Source organism: Streptomyces sp. NPDC048191, from assembly GCF_040652655.1.
Taxonomy (GTDB): domain Bacteria; phylum Actinomycetota; class Actinomycetes; order Streptomycetales; family Streptomycetaceae; genus Streptomyces.
Genome location: NZ_JBEZMO010000003.1, coordinates 91,359 through 115,528, shown reverse-complemented (window position 1 = coordinate 115,528; position 24,170 = coordinate 91,359). Strand labels below are relative to the sequence as shown.

Sequence of the window (24,170 nt, the reverse complement as noted above, 5' to 3'; positions counted from 1 at the left end):
GTGGCTGAGGGCGGACCGGCGCGAGTGAGGGGGGACGTACCGTGGCGCGTCTGAGGAGTGGAGCGGTCACCGCGGTGGTCGTGCTGGTCGCCGTGAGCGGCTGCAAGCCCGGGCAGAGCGAGGGGTCCTCCGGCCCCCGGGGCGGCGGCAGCGGCGCCGTCCTCGCCGCCGTCGACTCACTGACCGTCAAGGGCCGGGCGCCGAAGACCGGTTACTCGCGGACCAGGTTCGGCACCGCGTGGGCGGACACCGACTCCAACTCCTGCGACACCCGCGACGACATACTCAAACGCGACCTGAGGAACGTGAGGTTCACCGGCGGCGACTGCAAGGTCTCCTACGGCCTGCTCGAACCCGACCCCTACTCCGGCAAGGACATCACCTACCGGCGCGGCAGCAGCCAGGTCGACATCGACCACGTCGTCCCCCTCTCCGACGCCTGGCAGAAGGGCGCCAAGTACTGGGACGCCAGCAAGCGCATAGCCCTGGCCAACGATCCCCTCAACCTCATAGCGGTCGACGCGAGCACCAACCGCGGCAAGGGGGACGGCGACGCCGCCACCTGGCTGCCGCCCAACACGACGTACCGCTGCGTCTACGTGGCCGACCAGGTCGCGGTGAAGAAGAAGTACGGCCTGTGGGTCACCGCCGCCGAGAAGGCCGCCATGAAGAAGGTCCTCACCGGCTGCCCCGGCCAGAAACTCCCCACGGGCGGCAACCCGACCAGGGCACCGGAGCGTTTCCGCGCCCGCTGACCGGCAAACCGTTACCGGACCGGGCCGCGTGCCGCATACCGTGAGCCGCATGGACGTCAAGGTGAGCAGCATCGCCGAGCGGCCCGACCGGCTGCCGGCGGTGTTCGACATGGCCGACACATGGCCCGAGTTCGTGACCAACGACCCCGTGGGCGCCGCCCATTACGGCCGCATCCCCACCGACCTGCCCGAGTACGCGCTGTTCGCCGAGGACGAGCACGGCGAGATCGTCGCCCACGCCTTCAGCGTGCCCTTCGCCCTCCACGTCGACGGCCGGCGCACCCTGCCCGCGCGCGGCTGGGACCAGGTCCTGCTCTGGGCCTTCGCCGACCTGCGCCGCGGTACCCGCCCCGACACGGTGAGCGCCGTCTCCGTCACCATCGCCCCGCACGCCCAGGGCCACGGCCTGTCCGCCGTGATGCTCTCGGCGATGCGGGAGAACGCCCGCGCCCGCGGCTTCCGCGAGGTCGTCGCCCCCGTCCGCCCCAGCGCCAAACACCGCGAGCCGCACACCCCGATCACCGAGTACGCCCACCGGGTCCGCCCCGACGGCCTGCCCAAGGACCCCTGGCTGCGCGTCCACGCGCGCGCCGGTGCCACCATCGACTCCGTCGCGCCGGCCTCCATGACCGTGGGCGCCTCACTGGAGGAGTGGCGCGGCTGGACCGGGCTGCCCTTCGACACCCCGGCCGACGTGGAGGTGCCCGGCGCGCTGGTCCCGGTCCGCTGCGAACCGGAGCGCGGATACGCCGTCTACGTCGAGCCCAACGTGTGGATGCGGCACCGGCTGTAGCCTCCTCGCCCGGGGCGGCCGTCAGCTTCCCGTGCCGTGGCCGCGTGGTGCGGGGGCGGGACGGCCCGCCTTCTCCCAGGAGACGAAGGTGTTGGTACGGGCGAAGACGAAGGCCTTGACCGGGTTGCCGGAGTACGTCCAGGGCACGCTGCCGATGTGTCCGCCGACCGCCCGGAACTGCTCGACGGCCTCCGCGTACCGCTTCGTCTGGAACAGGGTGTCCGCCAGCAGGTGCCGGACCAGCGGCAGCCGGTGGTGCCCGGCCGGCGTCCGCTCCACGGCGTCCAGGACGGCGTCCAGGGCCGGCTGCACGAACGGCTGGTTGTACACGGGCGCCTTGGGGTCCCGGAACGCGTGCTCCATCAGCGCGTACAGACGAAGCACGGGGAGCAGGCTGTCCCACGGCGCGGAGGCCGCGGCCTGCTCGGCGAACGCGTACATCAGCTCGTGCGAACCGCGCCACTTGGCGCACCAGTACTGCAGGGCGCTGACATGCGCGCCGAAGTGGTACGGGTCGCGTGCGGCGACCTCGGCCCACAGCGCCCCGAAGTCGTCGTGCGACCAGCCGAGCCCCCGGGCGATGGTGAGCTGCGCGACCCAGGGGCACGGGTCCTCGGGCGCCATCCGGGCGGCCTCCCGGCAGGCGGGCAGCGCCTCCGCCAGCAGCCGGTGGAAGCCCTCGAACTGCTCGGCCGTGGTGTGCTTCGCCTGCTTCGCACCGCGGACCTTGCCCGCGAGCACGACGAGCGCGTCGGCGTGCACGAGCGCGGCGGACGGATCGCCGGGGTACTCGGTCCGCCACGCCTTGAGCCAGGTGTCGTCCTCGGCGGCGGCCTGGGTGAGCGTGCCGAGCCGGTACCACCGCAGGTCCCAGTCGCGGCCCGCCCCGGCCAGGTAGGCGGCGGCCTGCCGCCAGTCACCGGCGAGCGCGGCCGCCGCGACCGCGTCGGCCTCGGGGTCAGGCCCCGCGGAACGGGCGTCGAGCTGAGCGGCGGGCACCAGCCCGTATTGGGCGGGGTCGATGTTGACGGGCGCCTTGGCCTTCGCCTCGGCCCGGGCGGCGCGCGCCTTGCGGGCGTTGCGCGGGATGGTGACGGCCGCGTAGACGAGGGCGCCTGCGCCGGCTATGTCGATCAGGACGTTCATACCGGGTCTTTTCGGGTCGGGGCCGCCTGGCGTGGCGGCCGTTGAGGCTGTCGGAGCGGGGCGGCGGAGGCTGTCAGGACAGGGTGTGGGGCGGGGGCCAGGGCGACGCGGGGGGCGGAGGCGCCATGCCGTCGAACGCGGAACCCGCGCCGCCGAGCAGCAGAGCGCGCAGCGGCGCCGTGCGGGGTGGGTTGGCGACCGCGTGGTCCAGGGCCTCCTCCAGGGCCTCGGTGAGCCGGTCGGGTGCCACCCGGCGCGCCGGCGGGCCCGCCCAGCACAGCTCCCACCGGCACAGCCCCGTCTCCAGCGCCGTGAGCAGGGCCAGTTGGCGCAGGGCCGAGCGCAGGGCCGTTCTGGCGAACTCGCGCGCCGCACGGCCGCTGCTCCGGCCCGCCTCCGCCGACTTGGGCAGCCGGCCGGCGATGTCGTACAGCAGGCCGTGGTCGAACAGGTCCAGGAGGTGGGCGAGTCGGGGGACTCCGGGCGGGGCGGCGACACCGGCCGCACCGGCCACCTGGGCCATGGCCTCCAGCAGCGGCCCGGCTCCGCGCGTCCAGCGCTCACGCCGGGCCAGCGAGGGCAGGTCGGCCCAGGGCACCCGCCGCCCGGCCAGTGCCTCCGGGCTCAGTACGACCCGCTCCAGTTCGGCGAAGAGGCTGTCGGGCGCCCGGAGCAGTGCGGACGCGGGCCGGCGTGCGAACGCCGGGGCGCGTCCGTCGTCGGGGAGTGCCTCCAGCGCCGCGATGCGGTCGGCCGTGGGCGGGTGGGTGTCGTAGGGGGACCTCTCCGGGGGCGTGTCCTGCGGGAGCGGCTCCTCGGACAGCGCTTTCAGCTCCGCCCGGCGTGTGTCGTCCGCGAGCAGGAGGGCGAGCCCGCCGTAGAACTGGCCCTCCGGCGGCAGCAGTCCGGCCTCCCAGCCCAGCCGTGCGTAACCGTTCACGTAGAGGTCGTCGGCGGCTTCGAGCACGGGGATGCGGCGCAGTGCGGCGGCCGTGGTGTCCCGTCCGGCGATCCGGGCGGCCACCAGGTCGGCCGCGTACTCCTGTCGGCGGCTGACGGCCTCGGTCAGGCGCAGGCACAGCCTGGCGTACGCGGAGAAGACGAGGGCCAGATAGTGGTCCGGGCCCCGAGTGGGCTCCCGCTTCACCGGCGGCGCGCCGGCCACCCGGCGCCGGGCGGCCCGTGCCTCGAACGTCGCCTTCTGCCCCGCCTCCTCGGCGGCCGCCCGGTGCCGCAGCGTGTGCACGGTGTTCAGCAACCTGCTGTGCAGTGCCCACAGCAGGCCGCCGCCCAGCCGGGTGTCGTGGTGCGCGTAATGCCCCAGCTCGTGCGCGAGCACGGCGTCCAGCTCGTCCTCCGGCAGGCCGATCAGCAGGGCCACGCCGAGGAAGAGCCGCCGTTCGCCCGCGACCAGCCCGAGCCACCGGGCGTCCTCCTGGACCATGGCACCGGCCCCCGGGATCACCCGTATCTCCGCGGGCGGCCGGGTGCCCACCCGGTCGGCCAGGTCACGCACGCGCCGCCACAGCTCCGGCTGCTCCCGCGGCGTCGGCGACAGACCGGAAGGCCCGCCCCGCCCGTCCCCGCGGCCACGGCTGAGCAGGACGACGCGCAGCACGCACCACGCGATCGCCAGGGAGCCCAGGTAGCCCTCCAGAGCCACGACCGTGAAACCCGGACCCCGGGCCAGGACGACGTCCAGGACCGCCAGGGCGACGAGGACGAGCACGGCCAGCAGGTAGAACCCGATCAGCAGACCGAGGGCGAGCGCCGCCCGCAGCGCGGCCGCGGGTACGCCGCGGCCCCGTACGGCGCCTTCTTCGGCGGCCGCCCGGCCGGCGGGGCGGGACGCGGGACGCATGGGCAACCTTCACTGGGACGAGAACGGTCGTGGCACGGGAAAGCCGGGTGGTCAGGCCTGACCACCCGGCTTCACCTCACGCCTTCTTCAGCGCCGCGAGGACCGTCGTCGTCACCTTCTTCGCGGACGCGGCGCCGTTGTCGGCGCCCGCCGTGGACAGCACGGTGACCACGGAGTCGCCGGAGCGGGCCGCTATCAGCGTGGTGCCGTTCTGCCAGGCGCCGCTCGTCAGCGTCATCGTGTAGGCCTCGTCACCGAGCCCGGCCGTGGACGTGCCCGTGAGCTTCACCTTGGCGTGCGCGTCGGTGTCCGTGAAGGTGGCGCACGCGCCGGCGACGCTCTGCATCGCCTTCATCACCGTGGCCGCCGTACCGCCCTGGAACGCGTCGACCTCCTGGGCGACCTCCTCGGTCTTGTCGTGGTTCACATAGTCGTTCTGCGCGAACGACACGCCTCCCTTGTAGCCGGTCACCTGGATCCAGGACGTGCTCTCCAGCCGGGTGCAGTCCGGCTTCGCGGTGCTCCTGGCGGACGGGGAGAGGAACTGGCCGCCGCTGTCCGAGGAGCCGTCGGCCTCGGCGGTGAACCCGGCCGGTACGGCCGACGCGGGCGCGAGCGCCTTCTTCAGCTGCGTACCGGTGGGCAGGCCCGCGTTCAGGTCCTTCGCTCCGGCCGGCTTGGCGCTCGCACCACCGGTGTCGGAGGCGGAGCCGGAGGAGCAGGCGGTGAGGGCCAGGGGGAGCGCCGCGACGGCGAGGAGCGTGGCGACACGGGGGGTGAGGCGCATGACAGTCCTTCGAAGAGCTGGGTGTTACGGGGACATGTGTACGGCATGCCGTACGGCGTCCGGCACCGGCTCCGGCCGCGCGGGTCGAGCCCGGGCGGCCGGAGCCGGGGGACAGGTTCGGTGAGCGGTGCGTGCGAGCGGTGAGCGGTGAACGCTCAGGGGTGACCGTGAGCGGTGAGCGCTCGGGGGTGGGGGGTGAGCGGCCGGCGAGCGGTGCCGGGTGAGCCGCAGCTGGAGCTGGCCGGCTCAGGCCGCCTTCTTCCAGTCGCCGCAGCCGGTGGTCTTGAAGTAGGCGTCGCCCGGGCTGATGGTGACGACGGCCGTGCCGGTCACGTTGTTGTTGGCGATGATCGAGTCCAGCCCGTGCTCGGCGTCCTTGGTGCGCTCCCAGTAGCAGGAGTCGTCCTTGTTGCCGACCGACTTGTACGTGCCCGGCGCGATGTCCGTGCCGACCTTGTACATGCCGCCGTCGCCGGCCATCGAGGAGGCGGGCGTGCCCTTCGCCTTGGGGTCGACGGCCTCCCAGTCCTTGCAGCCGCTGGACTTGAAGATCTTGTCGGTGGCCTTGACGGTCACGTAACTCGTGCCGGTGACGTTGTCGTTGGCGAGCAGCGAGTCGGTCTCGCCCTTGGCGTCCTTGGCGCGCTCCCAGTAGCACATGTCGTCGCTGTTGCCCCTGGTGCGGTACGTGCCCGGCTTCACGTCGGAGCCGACCTGGTACTCGCCGTCGCCGGCGATGGCGGCCTTCTTCGCCCCGGCCGCCCGGCCGCTCCCCACGTCCTTCTTGCCCTTGGTGCCGCCGGGCGTGTGCCCGGCGGCGGCGGAAGAGCCCTTGTCGCTGCCGCCGGAGCCGTTGTCCTTGCCGCTGCTGCCGGCGTTGGCGGACACGGCGCCGATGACGACGATCCCCACGACGGCGCCCAGTGCGACCTTGGCCTTCGTGCCCATGGCGAATCCCCTCCCCAAAGCGGCGGCCGCCCCCTCCGGTGGCCGCTCGTTCGCTGGGTCAATAAGAGCAGAGCCTGTGAACCGAGTCAACACGGTTCACAGGTTGAGTTGAGTACACGCCCGTGAATGCATGGATCTTGTGTGCGCCGGTATGCTCGGCGCACACATGGGACGAGGGGAGCGGGGCCGGTGCAGGACAACGCGACTGAGGTGACCGCGGCCGGGATCGCGCGGCTCGCCGGAGTGGGCCGGGCCGCCGTCAGCAACTGGCGCCGCCGGCACGCCGACTTCCCCAAGCCGGTGGGCGGCACCGAGACCAGCCCGTCCTTCGCGCTCGCCGAGGTGGAGGGCTGGCTGCGCAAGCAGGGCAAGCTGGCCGAGGTCCCGCTGCGTGAGCGGGTCTGGCAGCAGCTCGTCGGACATCCCGAGGGTCCGCTGACCGCCCTGGTGCACGCGGGGTGCGCACTGCTGCTGATCCATGAGCGCCCCACCGTCTGGCTCGACGCGAGCGCCGGCTCCGACGCGCGCCTGGCCGCGGTGCTGCCGGGTGTGCTGGAGCAGGTGCTGACACCGCGCTTCGGCGGCGCGGGGGGTACTGGTGTGAACGCGTCCTCGGGGTCGCCGGGTGTGAACTCGGGTGCTACGGCAGGCGGTGTGAACGCGCCATCCGGAGTGCCTGGTGTGAACGCGGGGCCCGGACCGGCCGATGTGAACGCGGCCTCCCGGGCCGCCGGTGTGAACGCACCGCTCACGACCCCCGACGTGAACGCCTCACCGGCTGGGCAGCCCGTGAACTCCCCACCGGCTGTTCACACCACCCCCGCCGTTCACGGCACGCCCCCTCAGCCCACTACGCCCGGCACCTCGACCCCCGCCGCCCCGAAGCCCCGCACCTCCACTCCCCGCACCCCCGGCCCCACCCCGCACACCCCGGCCCTCCGCATCCCCACCGGCCCCCAACTCCTCCCCTCCGCACCGCTCCTGCGCGGCGCGGCGGAGCTGGCCGCCGAGATCGGGGCGCGGCAGGCCTTCGAGTTCCTGCTGGGCCGGCACCTCGACGCCAACCCCCGCCAGTACACGCTCACCCCCGCCGACCTCGCCGGTCTCATGGCCGACCTCGCCGGGCCGGTCCGCACCGTCCTGGACCCCGCCTGTGGCACCGGCGCCCTGCTGCGGGCCGTCGACACCCGGCCCGGCCAGGAGCTGTACGCCCAGGACAGCGCACCCGACCTGGCCGCGCTGACCGTGCTGCGGCTCGCGCTGCACTCCCGGGCCACCGTGCGCGGCGCCGCCGGTGACACGCTGCGCGCCGACGCCCACCCGGAGCTGCGCGCCGACGCGGTGCTGTGCCATCCGCCCTTCAACGAGCGCAACTGGGGGCACGACGAACTCGCGTACGACGCCCGCTGGGAGTACGGCTTCCCGGCCCGCACCGAGTCCGAACTGGCCTGGGTGCAGCACGCGCTGGCCCGGCTGGCCGACGGCGGGTTCGCGGTGCTGCTCATGCCGCCGGCCGCCGCCTCCCGCCGGTCCGGGCGCCGGATCCGTGCCGACCTGCTGCGCCGGGGCGCGCTCAGGGCCGTGGTCGCGCTGCCGGTCGGGGCCGCGCCGCCGTACAACATCCCGCTGCACGTGTGGGTGCTGCGCAGGCCGGACCGGGCGCCGGCCGCGCCCGAGGTGCTGCTCGCGGACACGGGGAGGTTCGCCGGGGAGGGGCGCGGCGGTCCGGACTGGGCTGCGGTGCGGGAGGCCGTGCTGGACGCCTGGCGCACCTTCGAGCGGGCGGGGCGGCTGGAGGAGCGGCCCGGGCTCGCCCGTTCCGTGCCGGTCATCGAACTCCTCGACGACGACGTGGACCTCGCCCCCGCCCGTCATCTGCCGCCTGCCTCCGTCGCCGACGGCGCGGAGCAGCTCACGGAGGTGCGCGAGCGCCTCGGCGCGACCCTGCGCCTGACCGCCGACCTCACACCGCCGCCCGCCGATCCCGCACCGGGCGCGCGCTGGCCGCTCACCACCATCGGCGAACTCGCGCGCGGGGGCGCGCTGCTGATGCGCACCGGCGGTAGCGGCGGCCGCGCGCGCGTGCCGGTCCTCACCGACCACGACGTCCTCGCCGGCACCGCGCCCTCCGGGACGCTGCCCGAGAGCGAGGAGGAGGCGGTGCTGACCGAGCCGGGTGACATCGTCGTACCGGTGCTGGGCGGGGGCTCGGTGGCCCGTGTGATCGACGGCACGACGGGGGGCGCCGCCCTGGGGCGCAATCTCGTGCTGCTGCGCCCCGATCGCGCGGCGCTCGACCCGTGGTTCCTCGCCGGTTTCCTGCGCGGCACCGCCAACAACCGGCAGGCCAGCAGTTACGCCTCCACCGCGACCCGGCTGGACGTGCGCCGTCTGCAGCTGCCCCGGCTCCCGCTGGACGAGCAGCGGCGCTACGGTGCCCGCTTCCGCGCACTCGACGAGTTCGAGCGGGCACTGCGCCACGCGAGCCGGCTCGGGGAACAGCTCGTGCGCGGGATGTACGACGGCCTCACCGACGGCACGGTGGCTCCCGGCTGAGCGCCCCGCCGAAGGCCGTCGGGGTGGTGACCGGCCGCTGACCGGCGGCCGTTCGCCGGTGGATCGCCGGTGTGGGCCGGACAACGGTTCGGTACAACCGGGACGCTTGTCCGTGCCGGGCCATATGCTCGAAGCGACAATCGCACGACCGGCGTTGCCCGACCCTTGGAGCGCCGGGCGGACACGTACGCCCACTTCAGGCATCAGGAGCAGTCATGCAAGGCCACGGCTACGGACAGCCGGTGAAGCAGCCGCCGCACACCGCGTGGCTGGTCGTGCTGCGTGTGCTGTTCGTGGCGATCGGGTTGTTCAGCATCGGTTTCCTGGCGTGGGCGATGATGCTGCGGCTGGCGGCCGTCACGCGCCGGTCGCTGGACTGGGGCCTGTTCATCGCGGCGCTGGCCTCCAACATCCTCACCATCACGCTGCTGGCGATGGAACCGGGCGACGAGATAACCACCCCGGCCGGCAACTTCGCCATGATCCTGCTGCTCGGCACGCTGCTGGCCACGACCGTGTACTACCTCACGGCGGAGATCCGCCACTACACGCGGCGCCAGCAGGCGTGGGCGGCGCAGCGGGGGCAGGGCGGGTACGCCTACCCGGGCCCCGCGAACCCGTACCCGGCGGCGAGCGTCCCGACCGTGCCGATCGGCCGGGCGGGCCGCGACACGCCGTTCCCGCCGTCCCCCGTCGCCCCGCACACCCCGCCCCCGATGCCGCACGCCCCCGTGCCCCAGCCGCCGGCCACCCCGCCGCCGCAGCGCCCGGCGCCCAGCCACATCGACCAGGTCCGCGCCGAGCTGGACGAGCTGAGCGACTACCTGCGCAAGCAGGACGGCAGACCGGACATCCATGAGGGCGGAAGGTGAGCGTGGCGACAGGACGTGTCGTCGCCGGCCGGTACGAACTGTCCACGCTCATCGGACAGGGCGGCATGGGCCAGGTGTGGACGGCGTACGACCGGCGGCTCGACCGGCGCGTGGCGGTGAAGCTGCTACGCCCCGACAAGGTGGCGGGCCAGGAGGCGGACGAGCTGCGCCGCCGGTTCCTGCGCGAGTGCCGGGTGACCGCTCAGGTCGACCATCCCGGCCTGGTGACCGTGCACGACGCGGGCAGCGAGGGCGAGGAACTGTTCCTCGTCATGCAGTACGTCGACGGCGCCGACCTGTCCGACCATCTCGCCGAGCACGACCCGTACCCGTGGCAGTGGGCGGTCGCGGTCGCCGCGCAACTGTGCGCCGTGCTCAGCGCCGTGCACGCCGTGCCGATCGTGCACCGTGACCTCAAGCCGCGCAACGTGATGGTGAAGCAGGACGGCACGGTCACCGTGCTCGACCTCGGCGTGGCGTCCGTCATGGACAGCGACACCACCCGCCTCACCCACACCGGCTCCCCGATCGGCTCGCCCGCCTACATGGCGCCGGAGCAGGCGATGGGCGGCGCGGTCGGCCCGTACACCGACCTGTACGCACTCGGTGTGCTGATGCACGAACTGCTCAGTGGTGACGTGCCGTTCGCGGGTTCCACGGCGCTCGGCGTGCTGCACCGGCACCTGTACGAGCCCCCGCTGCCCGTCCGCCGTATCCGCTCCGAGGTCCCCGAGGCGCTGGAGACGCTGGTGCTGCGGCTGCTCGCCAAGGACCCGCAGCACCGGCCGGCGTCCGCGCAGGAGGTGTACGAGGACCTGGCGGCGCTGCTGCCCGCGCGCGGGACACCCACCGGGGCGCCCTTGGACCCCACCCGCCCCTTCCTGCGCCCGCACGCCCCCTGGCCGGACCGCGCGCGGACCCCCGCGCCCCAGCCCGCCCCCGTCACGCCGGCGCCACCGGTGGCCGAGAAGCCCGATGTCGCCGCGGCCGTGGACGAGGTCAAGCGGCTGCTGGGGGAGGGGCGCATCACCCAGGCCGTGGACATCCTTGGCGCGATCCTGCCCGCCGCGGCCGAGCAGCACGGCGAGCACTCCCCGGTCGTGCGCACCCTGCGCAAGCAGTACGCGGCCACGCTCATGGACGACGGCCAGTACCGGCGCGCGCTGCCCGAACTACGCCGGCTCGCCGACGAACGCGCCGCCGAGGCCGGTCAGGCCGACCCGCAGTCCCTGCGCTACCGGTACGAGGCCGCGCAGTGCCTGGAGCAGCTGGGCCAGCCGGCGGCCGCGCTCGCCGAGTACCGCGCGCTGCTGCCGTACTACGAGAACCAGTACGTCTCCGGCGACCCGCAGCTCGCCCACGAGGTCCGCCGGCGCGTCGGCCATCTGCTGCTCGCCCTCGGCGACCGGCCGTCCGCCCACGACACCCTGGCGCGGCTGCTGATGGACGTGGAGCGGCTGCACGGCCCCGGCCACCCGATGGCCCTGGAGATCCGGCGCACCCTGCAGTGGCTCGGACAGGTGCGCGGTTAAATATGCCGTTGCCCGGGAGCTCGCTGTGAACTCCCGTGGCACGGCATCGACATCGGAACACGCACCAGGGGTGGACTCATGGCCGGCCATCGGCAGTCGAAGAAGCGCAGATACCTCACATGGGCGGTGGCCGGGGCGGCGGTCGTCGCCGGCGCCGGAATCGCCGCCCAGACCTCCATGGCCGCCACCACCTGGCCGGCCCAGAAGACCTTCACCGGGCGCGCGTTCGACACCTGCACCGCGCCCTCGCTGTCCGCGATGAAGGCCTGGCACACCGGCTTCTACGGCGCCGCGGCCGTCTACGTGGGCGGCAGGAACCGCGGCTGCGCCCAGCCCAACCTCACCGCGTCCTGGGTGAAGTCGGTCAGCTCCCTGGGCTGGAAGCTCGTCCCGATCTACGTCGGCGCCCAGCCGCCCTGCCAGTCCGGCGCCAACCCGGAGAAGATCACCGCGTCCACGGCCGCCTCCCTCGGCACCACGGACGCCGCCGACGCCGTGGCCAAGGCCTCCGCGCTCGGCATGAAGGCGGGCAGCCCGGTCTACCTCGACATGGAGGCGTACGACGTCACGAACACGGCGTGCAACGACGCCGTGCTGACGTATGTGCGCGCCTTCGACAAGGGCCTGCGCGCGAAGACGTACCGCAGCGGCTACTACGGCTTCACCAGCTCCAGCGCCAAGGCGATCGCGACGGCCAAGGACAGGACCGACCTGCCGGGCAACCTCTGGTACGCCCTGTGGGACAAGCAGAACACCACGACCGCGGACTGGCCGTGGGGTTCGGCCCAGTTCACCGACCACAGCCGCGGCCACCAGTACATGGTGAACAGCAAGGAGACGCACGGCGGGGTCGCGCTCACCGTGGACCGGGACGCGTGGGACGCGCCGGTGGCGATCACCGGCTGACCCGGTACCCGGCCGGCCGGGGCGCGGCGGTGCCCGAAGCGCGCGCGAATCGTTGGTCGAATGGGTTGGCCACAGGCTGCCCACTGCCTACCATCGATCACCGCAAGACTTTGTGCACCGTCGCACAATCTCCCCTTTGGAGGTTTCCTTGCACCGCCGCCGTCGCACCGCGCTCGTCCTCACCGCCGCGATCGCCGCCGCGGCACCCCTGCTGACCGCCTGCGGAAACGACGCGCACCCGGGCGCCGCGGCCGTCGTCGGAGGGCAGCGGATCACCGTCGCCCAGCTGGAGAGCCGGGTCGACGAGGTCCGCAGGGCACAGCGGGCCGCGGTGCCGGACGAGACCCAGTACCAGCAGGTCCTCACCTCCACCAGCAGCCTCACCCGGGACACCCTGCACAACATGGTCCTCGACCGTGTGCTGCACCGTGCCGCGCGGGACGCGGGCATCACGGTCACCCGCGAGGAGGTCGAGCGGATGCGCGCCGGCCTGGAGCAGCAGGCCGGCGGCGCCAAGGGGCTGCAGACCGCCTGGCTGCAGAAGTACGGCATCGCGCCCGCCCGCCTCGACGACAACCTCCGGCTCCAGCTGGAGGCGCAGAAGCTGGCCCAGCGGCTCGGCACCGACACCACCCAGCCCGCCTTCTGGAAGGCCCTGTCGAAGGCGTCCCAGGAACTGCGCATCGACCTCAACCCGCGCTACGGCACCTGGGACGTGCAGAAGAGCAGCCGTGTGGACGCCAGGACGCCCTGGGTACGGGAGGTCACGACCGCGTCCGGCGGTCAGCCGGTGTCGGCGTAACGCGCGGCCGGACCGCCTTCGCGAGGGGTTCCGGTCACACGATCACACGATCCTCCCGGCCCTGTGGACAACCGAATCCGCTCCCTCCCGTCGTGGGTTACGTTCGGACCGTGAACGCATCCAGCTCCGGCCCCGCCCCCGCCGCCGACCCCGGTCGCATCGTCCTGCTCACCACCAGCCACCGCGTCGCCCCCGGGCTGCTGTCCTGGCCCGCCTGGCAGGCCCTGCGCGCGGCCGACGCCGTGCTGTGCGCGGACGGAGCCCATCCGCAGCTGCCGTATCTGCGGGAGGCCGGCATCACGGTGCGGGAGGCGTCCCCCACTGCGCAGGAGCTGGTCGACGCCTGCGCCGGCGGGCACACGGTGGTGGTCGTGGCCACCGGAGAGGGGGAGCCCGCGCTCACCGACGGCCTGGCCCGGCTGGCCGGCTCCGGCCGCGTCGCCATGCCGGAGCTGGAGCTGCTGCCGGCCTCCTACGACCTGCCCGGTGCCCGCCTGCTGGACCTCGTGCAGGTCATGGACCGCATCCGCGCCGAATGCCCCTGGTCCTGTCGGCAGACCCACGAGGGCCTCGCCAAGTACGGCATCGAGGAGGCCTACGAACTGGTCGAGGCGATCGAGGCGGGCGACCGCGAGGAACTGCGCGAGGAACTGGGCGACGTCCTGCTCCAGGTCGTCTTCCACTCCCGGATCGCCGAGGAGCACCCGGACGCGCCGTTCTCCGTCGACGACGTGGCCGGCGGCATCGTCGCCAAGCTCGTCCACCGCCACCCGCACGTCTTCGGGGACGAGAAGGCCGAGACGCCGGAGGACGTCAAGGAGCACTGGCTGCGCACCAAGGCCGAGGAGAAGCGGCGCACCTCCGTCACCGAGGGCGTCCCGCTCGGCCAGCCCGGTCTGGCCCTCGCCGCCAAGCTCGCCTCCCGCACCCGCACGGCGGGCCTCGACGTTCCGCTCCCGCAGGGCGAGGGCGTCGGCTACCGGCTGCTGGCTCTGGCGGCCCACGCCGACGCGGAGGGCGTGGACCCGGAGGCGGCGCTGCGCGCGGCGGCGCGGGCGTACCGGGACGCCATCCGGGAGGCGGAGGGAGTCGCCCCCGAGGCGCTGGGCGCGGCCCCCGGCGACCACCGGGACCCGGAGGCGCACCGGGATCCGGATACCGTCGAGGAGTGACCGACCAGCCCCGCCCCCAGGCCGCCCCCGAACCGGCCGCCGACTCCGCTCCCGCCCTCTTCACCTGGGAGTTCGCCACCGACCCCTACCCGGCCTACGCCTGGCTGCGCGAGCATGCGCCCGTGCACCGGACGCGGCTGCCCAGCGGGGTCGAGGCCTGGCTGGTCACCCGGTACGCCGACGCCAAGCAGGCCCTCGCCGACCAGCGGCTCAGCAAGAACCCGGCGCACCACGACGAGCCCGCGCACGCCAAGGGCAAGACCGGCATTCCCGGTGAGCGCAAGGCGGAGCTGATGACGCATCTGCTGAACATCGACCCGCCGGACCACACCCGGCTGCGCCGCCTGGTCAGCAAGGCGTTCACCCCGCGCCGGGTGGCCGAGTTCGCGCCCCGGGTGCAGGAGCTGACCGACCGGCTCATCGACGGGTTCGCGGCGAGGGGTTCGGCCGACCTCATCCACGAGTTCGCCTTCCCGCTGCCCATCTACGCCATCTGCGACCTGCTCGGCGTCCCGCGCGAGGACCAGGACGACTTCCGGGACTGGGCCGGGATGATGATCCGCCATGGCGGAGGGCCGCGCGGCGGGGTCGCCCGGTCGGTGAAGAAGATGCGCGGCTACCTCGCCGAGCTGATCCACAGGAAGCGCGAGGCGCTGCCCGCCGAGCCCGCGCCCGGCGAGGACCTCATCTCCGGCCTCATCCGCGCCTCCGACCACGGTGAGCACCTCACCGAGAACGAGGCCGCCGCGATGGCCTTCATCCTGCTGTTCGCCGGTTTCGAGACCACCGTCAACCTGATCGGCAACGGCACCTACGCCCTGCTCACCCACCCCGGGCAGCGCGAGGGGCTCCAGCGCTCCCTGGCCGCGGGGGAACGGGACCTGCTGGAGACCGGCGTGGAGGAACTCCTGCGCTACGACGGCCCGGTGGAGCTGGCCACCTGGCGGTTCGCCACCGAGCCGCTCACCGTCGGCGGACAGGACATCGCGCCCGGGGACCCGGTGCTCGTCGTGCTCGCGGCGGCCGACCGGGACCCGGAGCGGTTCGCCGACCCGGACGTGCTGGACCTCGCCCGCCGCGACAACCAGCACCTCGGCTACGGCCACGGCATCCACTACTGCCTCGGTGCGCCGCTCGCCCGGCTGGAGGGCCAGACCGCGCTCGCCACCCTGCTCACCCGCCTGCCCGATCTGCGGCTCGCCGCCGATCCGGCCGACCTGAGATGGCGCGGCGGGCTCATCATGCGGGGCCTGCGCACCCTGCCGGTGGAGTTCACACCGGTCCGGGCGGCCACCGGCGGTCAGTAGTCCAGTCCCGCGAACCAGTCGCCACGGCCGGCCGGCGTGAGGTCCAGGAGGTGCCAGACGGGGTTGAGGAGGTCGAGGCCGCGCTGGTCGATGTCCTCGGACATGCGCGGGTGGGCGGAGTAGAAGTGCCGGACCGTACCGTCGGGCTCCCGGGTGAAGACGGAGACGGTGGAGTCCTGCGCGCCGTCCTCGTCCTCGCTGCCGAGGTCGTACTTGAAGGTGCTGTCCCCGGCGCTCAGCAGGCGCAGCCGGGACCAGTCGCGTGCGCGGGCGTGCCGGCGCAGGGTGGCCGGGTCGGCGGCCGCGACGACGACGAGGTCGGCGTTACGGGCGACATGGCGGGCGACCCCGTTGAAGCCGTCGATCCACAGGGTGCACATCGGGCACGGGGCGGTCTGCCGTTTGCCGTACATGAAGTGGTAGACGATCAGCGGCCGGTCCGGGCCGCCGGTGAACAGCTCGCCCAGGGAGACCTCACGCACCGGCGTGTCGCCCGCGTCGAGGTCGGCGGGGCCCTCGAGGAAGACGTAGTCGCCCACTTCGGCCCCCTGCGGAAGCGCTCTGCGCAGGGCCGCGACCTTCTCGCGGTGCCGCATGAGGTCGATCTCGGCGTCACGGAGCTCCTCGCGGGCGGCGAGGTAGTCCGCGGACTCGCCGGGCAGTCGGGTGTGCCGCACCATCGTGTCCTCCTGGCTGGGAAGCCCCCGGATCGTGTCATCGGCCATGGTTCCGGCCGCCCGGTGTGCCGCGCGTGAGGCGGCGCCGTTCCCGACGGGTGACACAGCGGGTGAGAGGGGGTCCCGGCCGCCGCTCACGGCAAGATGACGAACATTCAACTCTGTGATCTTCACGTGATCTACGCGGCATTAACTTGTGACAAGTGATCGTCTGCCGATACGTTCACCCATCAGTGTGGCGAGGAGTACCAGTTCGCCGCGCCGGTTCTGCTCTCGCACGAAAGGCTTCCGCATGCTCTCCGGGAACGGTCGTCACCGTCGCCCCCGTCAGGCTCCGGCCCTCCTCGTCGCGGCCGGAGTGACCGGCTCCGCCATCGCCATCCCGCTGCTCGGGGCCGCGAGCGCCAGCGCGGCCGACGGAACCACGTGGGACAAGGTCGCCGAGTGCGAGAGCGGCGGTTCCTGGAGCGCCGACACCGGAAACGGTTACTACGGTGGCCTGCAGATCTCGCAGGACGACTGGGACAAGTACGGCGGCACGCAGTACGCCGAGAGCGCCGACCAGGCGAGCCGTTCCCAGCAGATAGCCGTCGCCGAGAAGATGCTCGCCGACCAGGGCACCAAGCCGTGGGCCATGTGCGCGCTGACCGCCGGGCTGACCTCCCACTCCGGTTCGGTCGACGTCGACACGGGCCTCGGCGGCTCCGGCGACAGCGGCGGTTCGGGCGACGTCTCCGGCTCGTCCGGCGGCTCGGACTCGTCCGACCTGTCGGATTCGTCCCAGTCCGGCTCCGGTTCCCAGTCCGGCTCCGCCGCCGAATCCGGCTCGGACTCCTCGGGCTCCTCCTCGGACTCGGGCGCCACGCCGGCGCCGAGCCGGAGTGAGGATGCGGGCAAGACCCCGGAGGCGACCGGCGACTCCACCGGAAGCAGCACCCCCAAGTCCGACAAGTCGGACTCGACCGGCGGCGGGGACTCGCAGGGGAGCGGCAGTTCGCCCGCGACGACCCCCGGCACCGAGGACTCGGACAATTCCCCGCAGAGCGGCGGTTCTTGGAGCCTGGTCGACACCGGCGCGCTCAGCAGTGGTGGACGTCACCGGGGTGAGAGTGCGGACGAAAGCGTGACAAACGGTCAGAACGCCACGTCCTCCGGGCGTCACGCCGGCGGTGCGGCCGACACCTACACCGTGCGCGAGGGCGACTCCCTCGCCTCCATCGCCGACGCGCTCGGCGTCGACGGCGGATGGCATGCGCTCTACGCCCAGAACAAGAAGGCCATCGGCGCCGACCCGAACCAGATCACCGCCGGTCAGACCCTGAAAGTCAAGGGCGAAAAGGACGCCGAATAGGGAGAGTTGACGCCCCTTTTCGCGAACGATGTCCGGTTTGGCGAAAGTGTGGGATGAGTCTCAGAAGCCCTGATCGTCTTTGAAATTCCGTCGATCGCGTGTCTACGGTCAGGACCGCTCGTCACCACGAGCCCCGGCAGTCGCAACGCCGAATCCTGCCAGCGGTTGCCCGGGAACAGTCGTCGCGTCATGCGCCGTAGGCAGGAGCGGGGGACCCAAGGTAAGCGCCGGGCCCAGCGGTTGACGCTGGACCGGCTTGGGGTGAAGCCGCGCCTCGCGAGAGCGAGCGTGCGGCCGGGCAACTCAACCGGCCCGAACCCGACAGCTCACCTCGCAGGCGTCGGTGAGGGGATCGATCCATGCTGTTCTCCGGCAAGGGCAAGCACCGTCGTCCGTCCAAGGCCGTCCGCGCCATCACGCTCGCCGGTGTCACCGGCGCCGCCGTCGCCGCCCCGCTGATGGCGGCCGGCAACGCCTCCGCCGCCACCGCCTCCGAGTGGGACGCGGTCGCCCAGTGCGAGTCCGGTGGCAACTGGTCCATCAACACCGGCAACGGCTTCTACGGCGGCCTGCAGTTCACCAACTCCACCTGGGCGGCGTACGGCGGCACCGCCTATGCCTCGCGTGCCGACCTCGCCACCAAGGCGCAGCAGATAGCCGTCGCCGAGAAGGTCCTCGCGGGCCAGGGCAAGGGCGCCTGGCCGGTCTGCGGCACGGGCCTGTCCTCCGCCGCGTACAACGGCTCCGCTCCCACCACCTCGTCGAAGACCACCTCGTCGGGCACCACGACCCGCTCCACCGGCCAGCAGGCCGCCACCCGCTCCACCACGCGCACGGCCCCCTCGGCGAGCAAGACCGTCACCACCCCGACCGGCAAGAAGGTCAAGAAGGGCGACGGCGAGTACAAGGTCGTCAAGGGCGACACCCTCAGCGCCATCGCCGAGAAGCACCACGTCCAGGGCGGCTGGAAGAAGCTCTTCGAGCTGAACAAGGACATCGTCGAGGACGCCAACCTCATCTACCCGGGCCAGCAGCTGCACCTGAAGTGACACCTGGCTCCGACCGGACCCACAGTGCCCTCACATCCCCGGCCCGCACGCTGAAGGCCTCGTGAGGGCCACCCCCCGTCCCCACGGGCTCCCCGCCCCGGCGCGTGTTCCCCCGTACGCGCCGGGGCGGGGTCTTTGCTTTCGCCACCGGTCACCCCTACCGTTTCCCCGCTCTTCACCCCCACCCCCCTTTGTTCCGCTCATGAACAATGGGTACCGTCTGCGTGTCCTCCCCGTCCACGGGACGGTCGGTCGGTCGCTGATCCCCCGGGGACGGTTAGGCTCTAGTCGCAAGGCGGAGCCGTGAGGCGGACCGCCCCGCACTACCAGCGTCACATTCCAAGAAGGAGATGCTCGTGCCGTCCATCGACGTCGTCGTAGCCCGGGAAATCCTGGACTCCCGAGGCAACCCCACGGTCGAGGTCGAGGTCGGCCTCGACGACGGCAGCACGGGTCGTGCCGCCGTCCCGTCCGGCGCCTCGACCGGTGCCTTCGAGGCCATCGAGCTGCGCGACGGTGACTCCAACCGTTACCAGGGCAAGGGCGTCGAGAAGGCCGTCCTCGCCGTCATCGAGCAGATCGGCCCGGAGCTGGTCGGTTACGACGCCACCGAGCAGCGCCTGATCGACCAGGCCATGTTCGACCTGGACGCCACCGACAACAAGGGCTCCCTCGGCGCCAACGCCATCCTCGGCGTCTCCCTCGCCGTCGCCCACGCCGCCTCCGAGGCGTCCGACCTTCCGCTCTTCCGCTACCTGGGCGGCCCGAACGCGCACCTGCTGCCGGTGCCGATGATGAACATCCTCAACGGCGGTTCGCACGCGGACTCCAACGTGGACATCCAGGAGTTCATGATCGCCCCGATCGGCGCGGAGTCCTTCTCCGAGGCCCTGCGCTGGGGTGCCGAGGTCTACCACACCCTGAAGAAGGTCCTGAAGAGCAAGGGCCTGGCCACCGGCCTCGGCGACGAGGGCGGCTTCGCCCCGAACCTCGGCTCCAACCGCGAGGCCCTCGACCTCATCCTCGAGGCCGTCAAGGAAGCCGGTTACGCCCCCGGTGAGCAGATCGCCCTCGCGCTCGACGTCGCCGCCTCCGAGTTCTACAAGGACGGCAAGTACCTCTTCGAGGGCAAGGAGCGCTCCGCCGCCGAGATGACGGAGTACTACGAGGAGCTCGTCGCCTCGTACCCGCTCGTCTCCATCGAGGACCCGCTGTTCGAGGACGACTGGGCCGGCTGGAAGGTCATCACCGACCGACTCGGCGACAAGGTCCAGCTGGTCGGCGACGACCTGTTCGTCACCAACCCCGAGCGCCTGGCCCGCGGCATCGAGGAGGGCACCGCCAACGCCCTGCTGGTCAAGGTCAACCAGATCGGCTCGCTGACCGAGACCCTGGACGCCGTCGAGCTCGCCCAGCGCAGCGGCTACAAGTGCATGATGTCCCACCGCTCCGGCGAGACCGAGGACGTCACCATCGCCGACCTGGCCGTCGCCACCAACTGCGGCCAGATCAAGACCGGCGCCCCGGCCCGCTCCGAGCGTGTCGCCAAGTACAACCAGCTGCTGCGCATCGAGGAGATCCTCGACGACGCCGCGGTGTACGCGGGCCGCTCGGCCTTCCCCCGCTTCAAGGGCTGATCCAACCACGGCCAAGTCTCAGCCAGTCGTACGTACGTCCCCGTACCCGGTCCCGTACCGTGTCCGGGGACGTACGCACGTGTGAAAGGGGAGGCGAAGAGCCACATGGCCGTCAGGGACCGGGACCGTTTCTCCACCGCGACCAGGCTGCGGCTGCTCGGCGAGCAGACGGCGGCCCGGGTCTACCGTTCCCAGACCAAGCGTCAGGCCCGCCGTTCGCGGCTCACCGGCCGCGCGGCGCTGCTCGCGCTGGTGCTGTGCTCGCTGATCGTCGCGCTCGCCTACCCGATGCGGCAGTACGTCTCCCAGCGCGCGCAGATCTCCGACCTCCAGCGGCAGCAGGAGCAGGCCCGCAAGCGGGTCGAGCAGCTGCGCGACCTCAAGGCGCGCTGGCAGGACGACTCCTACGCCGAGCAGCAGATCCGGCGCCGGCTGCACTACGTGATGCCCGGGGAGACCGGGTACGTGGTGATCGACCCGGGCGCGGCCAAGCAGTCCCGTGCCTACCTCGGGGCCGCCCGCCGGCCCTGGTACGCGAACGTCTGGGACGGCGTCGACAAGTCCGACGCCTCCGACCAGTAATGGATAGAAAGCCGATCTGAAGCAGTCATGGAAACGCCCCCGCCGCCCACTCCGCGCACCGAGCCCACCGACGCGGACGTCGAGGCCTTCAAGCAGCAGCTCGGCCGCCCGCCGCGGGGCCTGCGGGCCATCGCGCACCGCTGCCCGTGCGGTCAGCCGGACGTCGTGGAGACCGCGCCGCGGCTGCCCGACGGTACGCCCTTCCCGACGACGTACTACCTGACGTGTCCGCGCGCCGCCTCGGCGATCGGGACGCTGGAGGCGAACGGCGTCATGAAGGAGATGACCGAGCGGCTGCAGACCGACCCCGAGCTGGCCGCCGCCTACCGGGCCGCGCACGAGGACTACATCCGGCGCCGGGACGAGATCGAGGTGCTGGAGGGCTTCCCCAGCGCCGGCGGCATGCCGGACCGGGTCAAGTGCCTGCACGTCCTGGTCGGCCACTCCCTGGCCGCCGGCCCGGGGGTGAACCCGCTCGGCGACGAGGCGATCGCGATGCTGCCCGAGTGGTGGCTGAAGGGGCCGTGCGTGCAGCCGCTCCAGGCGCCCGACCCGGCGGACGAGCACCCCGGCGAGGAGGGCGCGGTCGCCGACCCGGCCGAGGTCCGCAGCGGCTTCTTCGCCGCCCGGCCGATGGTGCCGGAGGGCTTCTCCCGGGTCGCCGCCGTCGACTGCGGCACCAACTCGATCCGGCTGCTCGTCGCGGACGTCAACCCGGCCAGCGGTGAACTGCTGGAGCTGGACCGGCGGATGACGATCGTGCGGCTCGGCCAGGACGTGGACCGCACCGGCCGGCTGGCCCCCGAGGCGCTGGAGCGGACCTTCGCCGCGTGCCGGGAGTACGCCGGGGTGATCCGTGAACTCGGCGCCGCCAAGGTGCGGTTCGTCGCCACCTCAGCCTCCCGGGACGCGGAGAACCGGGACGACTTCGTGCGCGGGGTGCTGGACATCCTCGGGGTCGAGCCGGAGGTCATCAGCGGCGACCGGGAGGCTGAGTACTCCTTCACCGGCGCGACCAGGGAACTGGCGGGGCGGGCGGACCTCGGCAGGCCCTACCTGGTGGTGGACATCGGCGGCGGCTCCACGGAGTTCGTCGTCGGTGAGGAGCACGTCAGGGCCGCGCGGTCGGTGGACGTCGGCTGCGTGCGGATGACGGAACGACACCTGGTACGGGACGGCAAGGTCTCCGACCCGCCCACCGAGGCGGAGATCGCCGCCATGCGGGCCGACATCGAGGCCGCCCTGGACCTCGCCGAGGAGTCGGTCCCGCTGCGCGAGGCGCGCACGCTGGTCGGCCTCGCCGGGTCCGTCACCACCGTCTCGGCCATCGCCCAGGAACTGCCGGAGTACGACTCCGAGCGCATCCACCACTCCCGGATCTCCCGCGACCGGGTCCGGGAGATCACCGAGTGGCTGCTGCGCTCCACGCACGCCGAGCGCGCGGCGGTCCCGTCCATGCACCCCGGCCGGGTCGACGTCATCGGCGCGGGCGCCCTCGTGCTGCTCGCGATCATGGAGCGGACCGGCGCCGAGGAGGTCGTGGTGAGCGAGCACGACATCCTCGACGGCATCGCGTGGTCGGTGGCGTAGCTCTCTTTTGTTACTCGCGGGTAGCGGTCTGCTGAGCAGGTCGGATAACGTTTGAGCGGTATGGAGGGGTCCTTCGGGGCCCCTTCGTCGCGACCGCTCCGGGAAAGTTCGTGAAGTTCTTCACAAGGAATTCGGCCCGGTCGGGCCGCGAAAGCGTCCCCGTTGACCCTTCCGGGGGTCCAAGGGACGTTTGAACATGTTCAGATGGAGGGGGTGAAACTGCTGCGGAATGGGTTGTTCCCGGGGTGTCACGGGTCCCTCACCCTCACCCCGCCGCCCTAGAGAGGCAGCTCACGCGGCCTTGACAACGGTCCAAAGGGTGCTGCGGTTCCCCTCGTCGTCCATGACCTGCGTCACGCGAGTCGCGGAGTGTAGCACGGGCCCTGCCGGAGCTTGTGAAGGGGCGCACGAGCACCCCCTCCGAGGCGGGTGGATACTCGATGGCATGAGCACCACGGAGCGTCCCAGGATCCTCGTAGTAGGCGGTGGGTACGTAGGCCTGTACGCAGCTCGGCGCATTCTCAAGAAGATGCGCTACGGCGAGGCGACCGTCACGGTCGTCGACCCCCGGTCGTACATGACCTACCAGCCCTTCCTCCCCGAAGCCGCCGCCGGCAACATCTCCCCTCGCCACGTCGTCGTCCCGCTGCGGCGCGTGCTGCCGAAGGCGGAGGTCCTCACCGGTCGGGTCACCACCATCGACCAGGACCGCAAGGTCGCCACGATCGCCCCGCTGGTGGGCGAGGCGTACGAGCTGCCCTTCGACTACCTCGTCATCGCGATGGGCGCGGTCTCCCGCACCTTCCCGATCCCCGGCCTCGCCGAGCAGGGCATCGGCATGAAGGGCATCGAGGAGTCCATCGGCCTGCGCAACCACGTCCTCGAGCAGCTGGACAAGGCCGACTCCACGACCGACGAGGAGATCCGCCGCAAGGCGCTCACCTTCGTCTTCATCGGCGGCGGCTTCGCGGGCGCGGAGACCATCGGCGAGGTCGAGGACATGGCCCGGGACGCGGCCAAGTACTACAAGAACGTGTCCCGCGAGGACATGCGCTTCGTCCTCGTCGACGCCGCCGACAAGATCCTTCCCGAGGTCGGCCCGAAGCTCGGCCAGTACGGCAAGGAGCACCTGGAGAGCCGCGGCGTGGAGATCTACCTCTCCACCTCCATGGACTCCTGCGTCGACGGCCACGTGGTGCTGAAGAACGGCCTCGAGGTCGACTCCAACACGATCGTCTGGACGGCCGGCGTCAAGCCGAACCCCGCCCTCTCCCGCTTCGGTCTGCCGCTCGGCCCGCGCGGCCACGTGGACTGCGAGCCGACCCTCCAGGTCAAGGGCACGGACTACATCTGGGCCGCCGGTGACAACGCGCAGGTCCCGGACCTCGTCGGCCGCAAGGCGGGCAACGAGAACGCCTGGTGCCCGCCGAACGCCCAGCACGCGCTGCGCCAGGCCCGTGTCCTCGGCGACAACGTGGTCTCCGGTATGCGGGGCTTCCCGCAGAAGGACTACGAGCACGCCAACAAGGGCGCGGTCGCCGGTCTCGGCCTGCACAAGGGCGTGGCCATGATCGTCATGGGCAAGATGAAGATCAAGCTCAAGGGCCGCCTCGCCTGGTACATGCACCGTGGCTACCACGGCATGGCGATGCCGACCTGGAATCGCAAGATCCGCGTCTTCGCCGACTGGACGCTCGGCATGTTCCTCAAGCGCGAGGTCGTCTCCCTCGGCGCCATGGAGAACCCGCGCGAGGAGTTCTACGAGGCCGCCAAGCCGGCGCCGGTCGCCGCCGCCAAGACCGAGGAGAAGGCCAAGGCCTCCTGACCTCGCGTCGCCGGAACATCCG

General features: G+C 72.4%; 20 protein-coding genes, 1 pseudogene and 1 riboswitch. Of the genes and pseudogenes, 16 read left to right on the top strand and 5 right to left on the bottom strand.

Going from position 1 to position 24,170, the window contains the following annotated elements; all coding sequences use genetic code 11:
• Positions 1–41 precede the first annotated feature (41 nt).
• Positions 42–755, top strand: a complete 714-nt coding sequence (locus AB0D93_RS06330) for an HNH endonuclease family protein (protein ID WP_362113858.1) — start codon at positions 42–44, stop codon at positions 753–755.
• Between the two features lie 49 nt (positions 756–804).
• Positions 805–1,548, top strand: coding sequence for an N-acetyltransferase (locus AB0D93_RS06325; RefSeq protein ID WP_362113855.1), 744 nt, complete (start codon positions 805–807; stop codon positions 1,546–1,548).
• A gap of 21 nt (positions 1,549–1,569) precedes the next feature.
• Here AB0D93_RS06325 and AB0D93_RS06320 read toward each other — a convergent pair whose 3' ends face one another.
• From AB0D93_RS06320 to AB0D93_RS06305, 4 genes are all read right to left on the bottom strand, one after another.
• Complete coding sequence (locus AB0D93_RS06320; protein ID WP_362113852.1) at positions 1,570–2,694, bottom strand: DUF4034 domain-containing protein; 1,125 nt, start codon at positions 2,692–2,694, stop codon at positions 1,570–1,572.
• Positions 2,695–2,767: 73 nt separating this feature from the next.
• Positions 2,768–4,555 (bottom strand): M48 family metallopeptidase, encoded by a 1,788-nt coding sequence (locus tag AB0D93_RS06315; RefSeq protein WP_362113849.1) that lies wholly within the window; start codon positions 4,553–4,555, stop codon positions 2,768–2,770.
• Positions 4,556–4,631: 76 nt separating this feature from the next.
• Entirely contained in the window at positions 4,632–5,342 is a 711-nt protein-coding gene (locus tag AB0D93_RS06310) for a hypothetical protein (protein ID WP_362113846.1), read from the bottom strand.
• Between the two features lie 246 nt (positions 5,343–5,588).
• Positions 5,589–6,290 (bottom strand): hypothetical protein, encoded by a 702-nt coding sequence (locus AB0D93_RS06305; protein ID WP_362113843.1) that lies wholly within the window; start codon positions 6,288–6,290, stop codon positions 5,589–5,591.
• A gap of 189 nt (positions 6,291–6,479) precedes the next feature.
• On the opposite strand from AB0D93_RS06305, the gene AB0D93_RS06300 reads away from it, so the two are divergent.
• The 7 genes from AB0D93_RS06300 to AB0D93_RS06270 all read left to right on the top strand — a co-directional run bounded on the left by AB0D93_RS06300 (position 6,480) and on the right by AB0D93_RS06270 (position 15,437).
• A complete protein-coding gene (locus AB0D93_RS06300; protein WP_362113840.1) occupies positions 6,480–8,846 on the top strand; it encodes an N-6 DNA methylase in 2,367 nt (788 codons plus the stop codon).
• 215 nt (positions 8,847–9,061) lie between these two features.
• The gene (locus AB0D93_RS06295; protein ID WP_362113837.1) at positions 9,062–9,718 is read left to right on the top strand and encodes a hypothetical protein; all 657 of its coding nucleotides are present in this window, start codon (positions 9,062–9,064) and stop codon (positions 9,716–9,718) included.
• Between the two features lie 38 nt (positions 9,719–9,756).
• The gene (locus AB0D93_RS06290) at positions 9,757–11,250 is read left to right on the top strand and encodes a protein kinase (protein ID WP_362115059.1); all 1,494 of its coding nucleotides are present in this window, start codon (positions 9,757–9,759) and stop codon (positions 11,248–11,250) included.
• A gap of 78 nt (positions 11,251–11,328) precedes the next feature.
• The gene (locus AB0D93_RS06285) at positions 11,329–12,156 is read left to right on the top strand and encodes a glycoside hydrolase domain-containing protein (RefSeq protein ID WP_362113834.1); all 828 of its coding nucleotides are present in this window, start codon (positions 11,329–11,331) and stop codon (positions 12,154–12,156) included.
• Between the two features lie 148 nt (positions 12,157–12,304).
• Positions 12,305–12,958 carry a SurA N-terminal domain-containing protein gene (locus tag AB0D93_RS06280; protein WP_362115056.1) on the top strand — a complete coding sequence of 218 codons (654 nt, stop codon included), beginning with the start codon at positions 12,305–12,307 and terminating at the stop codon, positions 12,956–12,958.
• Positions 12,959–13,068: 110 nt separating this feature from the next.
• Positions 13,069–14,130, top strand: coding sequence for a nucleoside triphosphate pyrophosphohydrolase (locus AB0D93_RS06275; protein ID WP_362113831.1), 1,062 nt, complete (start codon positions 13,069–13,071; stop codon positions 14,128–14,130).
• Entirely contained in the window at positions 14,127–15,437 is a 1,311-nt protein-coding gene (locus tag AB0D93_RS06270; RefSeq protein WP_362113828.1) for a cytochrome P450, read from the top strand. Before AB0D93_RS06275 ends, AB0D93_RS06270 begins: the two co-directional genes overlap by 4 nt.
• Here the strand turns inward: AB0D93_RS06270 and AB0D93_RS06265 are convergent.
• Positions 15,431–16,162 carry a DUF899 family protein gene (locus AB0D93_RS06265; RefSeq protein ID WP_362113825.1) on the bottom strand — a complete coding sequence of 244 codons (732 nt, stop codon included), beginning with the start codon at positions 16,160–16,162 and terminating at the stop codon, positions 15,431–15,433. The two genes, AB0D93_RS06270 and AB0D93_RS06265, sit on opposite strands and share 7 nt — an antisense overlap.
• A gap of 244 nt (positions 16,163–16,406) precedes the next feature.
• Here AB0D93_RS06265 and AB0D93_RS06260 point away from each other — a divergent pair, with 244 nt between their 5' ends.
• From AB0D93_RS06260 to AB0D93_RS06230, 7 genes and pseudogenes are all read left to right on the top strand, one after another.
• Positions 16,407–17,465: a transglycosylase family protein gene (locus AB0D93_RS06260; RefSeq protein ID WP_362113822.1), complete on the top strand. Its 1,059-nt coding sequence runs from the start codon at positions 16,407–16,409 to the stop codon at positions 17,463–17,465.
• A 182-nt stretch (positions 17,466–17,647) separates the two neighbouring features.
• A riboswitch (cyclic di-AMP (ydaO/yuaA leader) is annotated at positions 17,648–17,820 on the top strand.
• Between the two features lie 4 nt (positions 17,821–17,824).
• On the top strand, positions 17,825–18,514 hold the full coding sequence (locus tag AB0D93_RS06255) for a transglycosylase family protein (protein ID WP_362113819.1): 690 nt from the start codon (positions 17,825–17,827) through the stop codon (positions 18,512–18,514).
• Positions 18,515–18,864: 350 nt separating this feature from the next.
• The gene (gene eno / locus AB0D93_RS06250; protein WP_362113816.1) at positions 18,865–20,151 is read left to right on the top strand and encodes a phosphopyruvate hydratase; all 1,287 of its coding nucleotides are present in this window, start codon (positions 18,865–18,867) and stop codon (positions 20,149–20,151) included.
• A 105-nt stretch (positions 20,152–20,256) separates the two neighbouring features.
• Positions 20,257–20,733 (top strand): septum formation initiator family protein, encoded by a 477-nt coding sequence (locus AB0D93_RS06245; protein ID WP_362113813.1) that lies wholly within the window; start codon positions 20,257–20,259, stop codon positions 20,731–20,733.
• 27 nt (positions 20,734–20,760) lie between these two features.
• Positions 20,761–21,210 (top strand): annotated as a pseudogene (locus tag AB0D93_RS06240) (DUF501 domain-containing protein); the annotation flags it as partial.
• 156 nt (positions 21,211–21,366) lie between these two features.
• A complete protein-coding gene (locus tag AB0D93_RS06235) occupies positions 21,367–22,323 on the top strand; it encodes a Ppx/GppA phosphatase family protein (protein WP_362115053.1) in 957 nt (318 codons plus the stop codon).
• A gap of 445 nt (positions 22,324–22,768) precedes the next feature.
• Entirely contained in the window at positions 22,769–24,148 is a 1,380-nt protein-coding gene (locus AB0D93_RS06230; protein WP_362113810.1) for an NAD(P)/FAD-dependent oxidoreductase, read from the top strand.
• Positions 24,149–24,170 lie beyond the last annotated feature (22 nt).

Coding starts and splice junctions, on each gene's coding strand:
- AB0D93_RS06325 (WP_362113855.1), top strand. CDS start 805: ATGGACGTCAAGGTGAGCAGCATCGCCGAGCGGCCCGACCGGCTGCCG.
- AB0D93_RS06230 (WP_362113810.1), top strand. CDS start 22,769: ATGAGCACCACGGAGCGTCCCAGGATCCTCGTAGTAGGCGGTGGGTAC.
- AB0D93_RS06310 (WP_362113846.1), bottom strand. CDS start 5,342: ATGCGCCTCACCCCCCGTGTCGCCACGCTCCTCGCCGTCGCGGCGCTC.
- AB0D93_RS06285 (WP_362113834.1), top strand. CDS start 11,329: ATGGCCGGCCATCGGCAGTCGAAGAAGCGCAGATACCTCACATGGGCG.
- AB0D93_RS06245 (WP_362113813.1), top strand. CDS start 20,257: ATGGCCGTCAGGGACCGGGACCGTTTCTCCACCGCGACCAGGCTGCGG.
- AB0D93_RS06265 (WP_362113825.1), bottom strand. CDS start 16,162: ATGGCCGATGACACGATCCGGGGGCTTCCCAGCCAGGAGGACACGATG.
- AB0D93_RS06320 (WP_362113852.1), bottom strand. CDS start 2,694: ATGAACGTCCTGATCGACATAGCCGGCGCAGGCGCCCTCGTCTACGCG.
- AB0D93_RS06260 (WP_362113822.1), top strand. CDS start 16,407: ATGCTCTCCGGGAACGGTCGTCACCGTCGCCCCCGTCAGGCTCCGGCC.
- AB0D93_RS06235 (WP_362115053.1), top strand. CDS start 21,367: ATGGTGCCGGAGGGCTTCTCCCGGGTCGCCGCCGTCGACTGCGGCACC.
- eno (WP_362113816.1), top strand. CDS start 18,865: ATGCTCGTGCCGTCCATCGACGTCGTCGTAGCCCGGGAAATCCTGGAC.
- AB0D93_RS06305 (WP_362113843.1), bottom strand. CDS start 6,290: ATGGGCACGAAGGCCAAGGTCGCACTGGGCGCCGTCGTGGGGATCGTC.
- AB0D93_RS06315 (WP_362113849.1), bottom strand. CDS start 4,555: ATGCGTCCCGCGTCCCGCCCCGCCGGCCGGGCGGCCGCCGAAGAAGGC.
- AB0D93_RS06295 (WP_362113837.1), top strand. CDS start 9,062: ATGCAAGGCCACGGCTACGGACAGCCGGTGAAGCAGCCGCCGCACACC.
- AB0D93_RS06255 (WP_362113819.1), top strand. CDS start 17,825: ATGCTGTTCTCCGGCAAGGGCAAGCACCGTCGTCCGTCCAAGGCCGTC.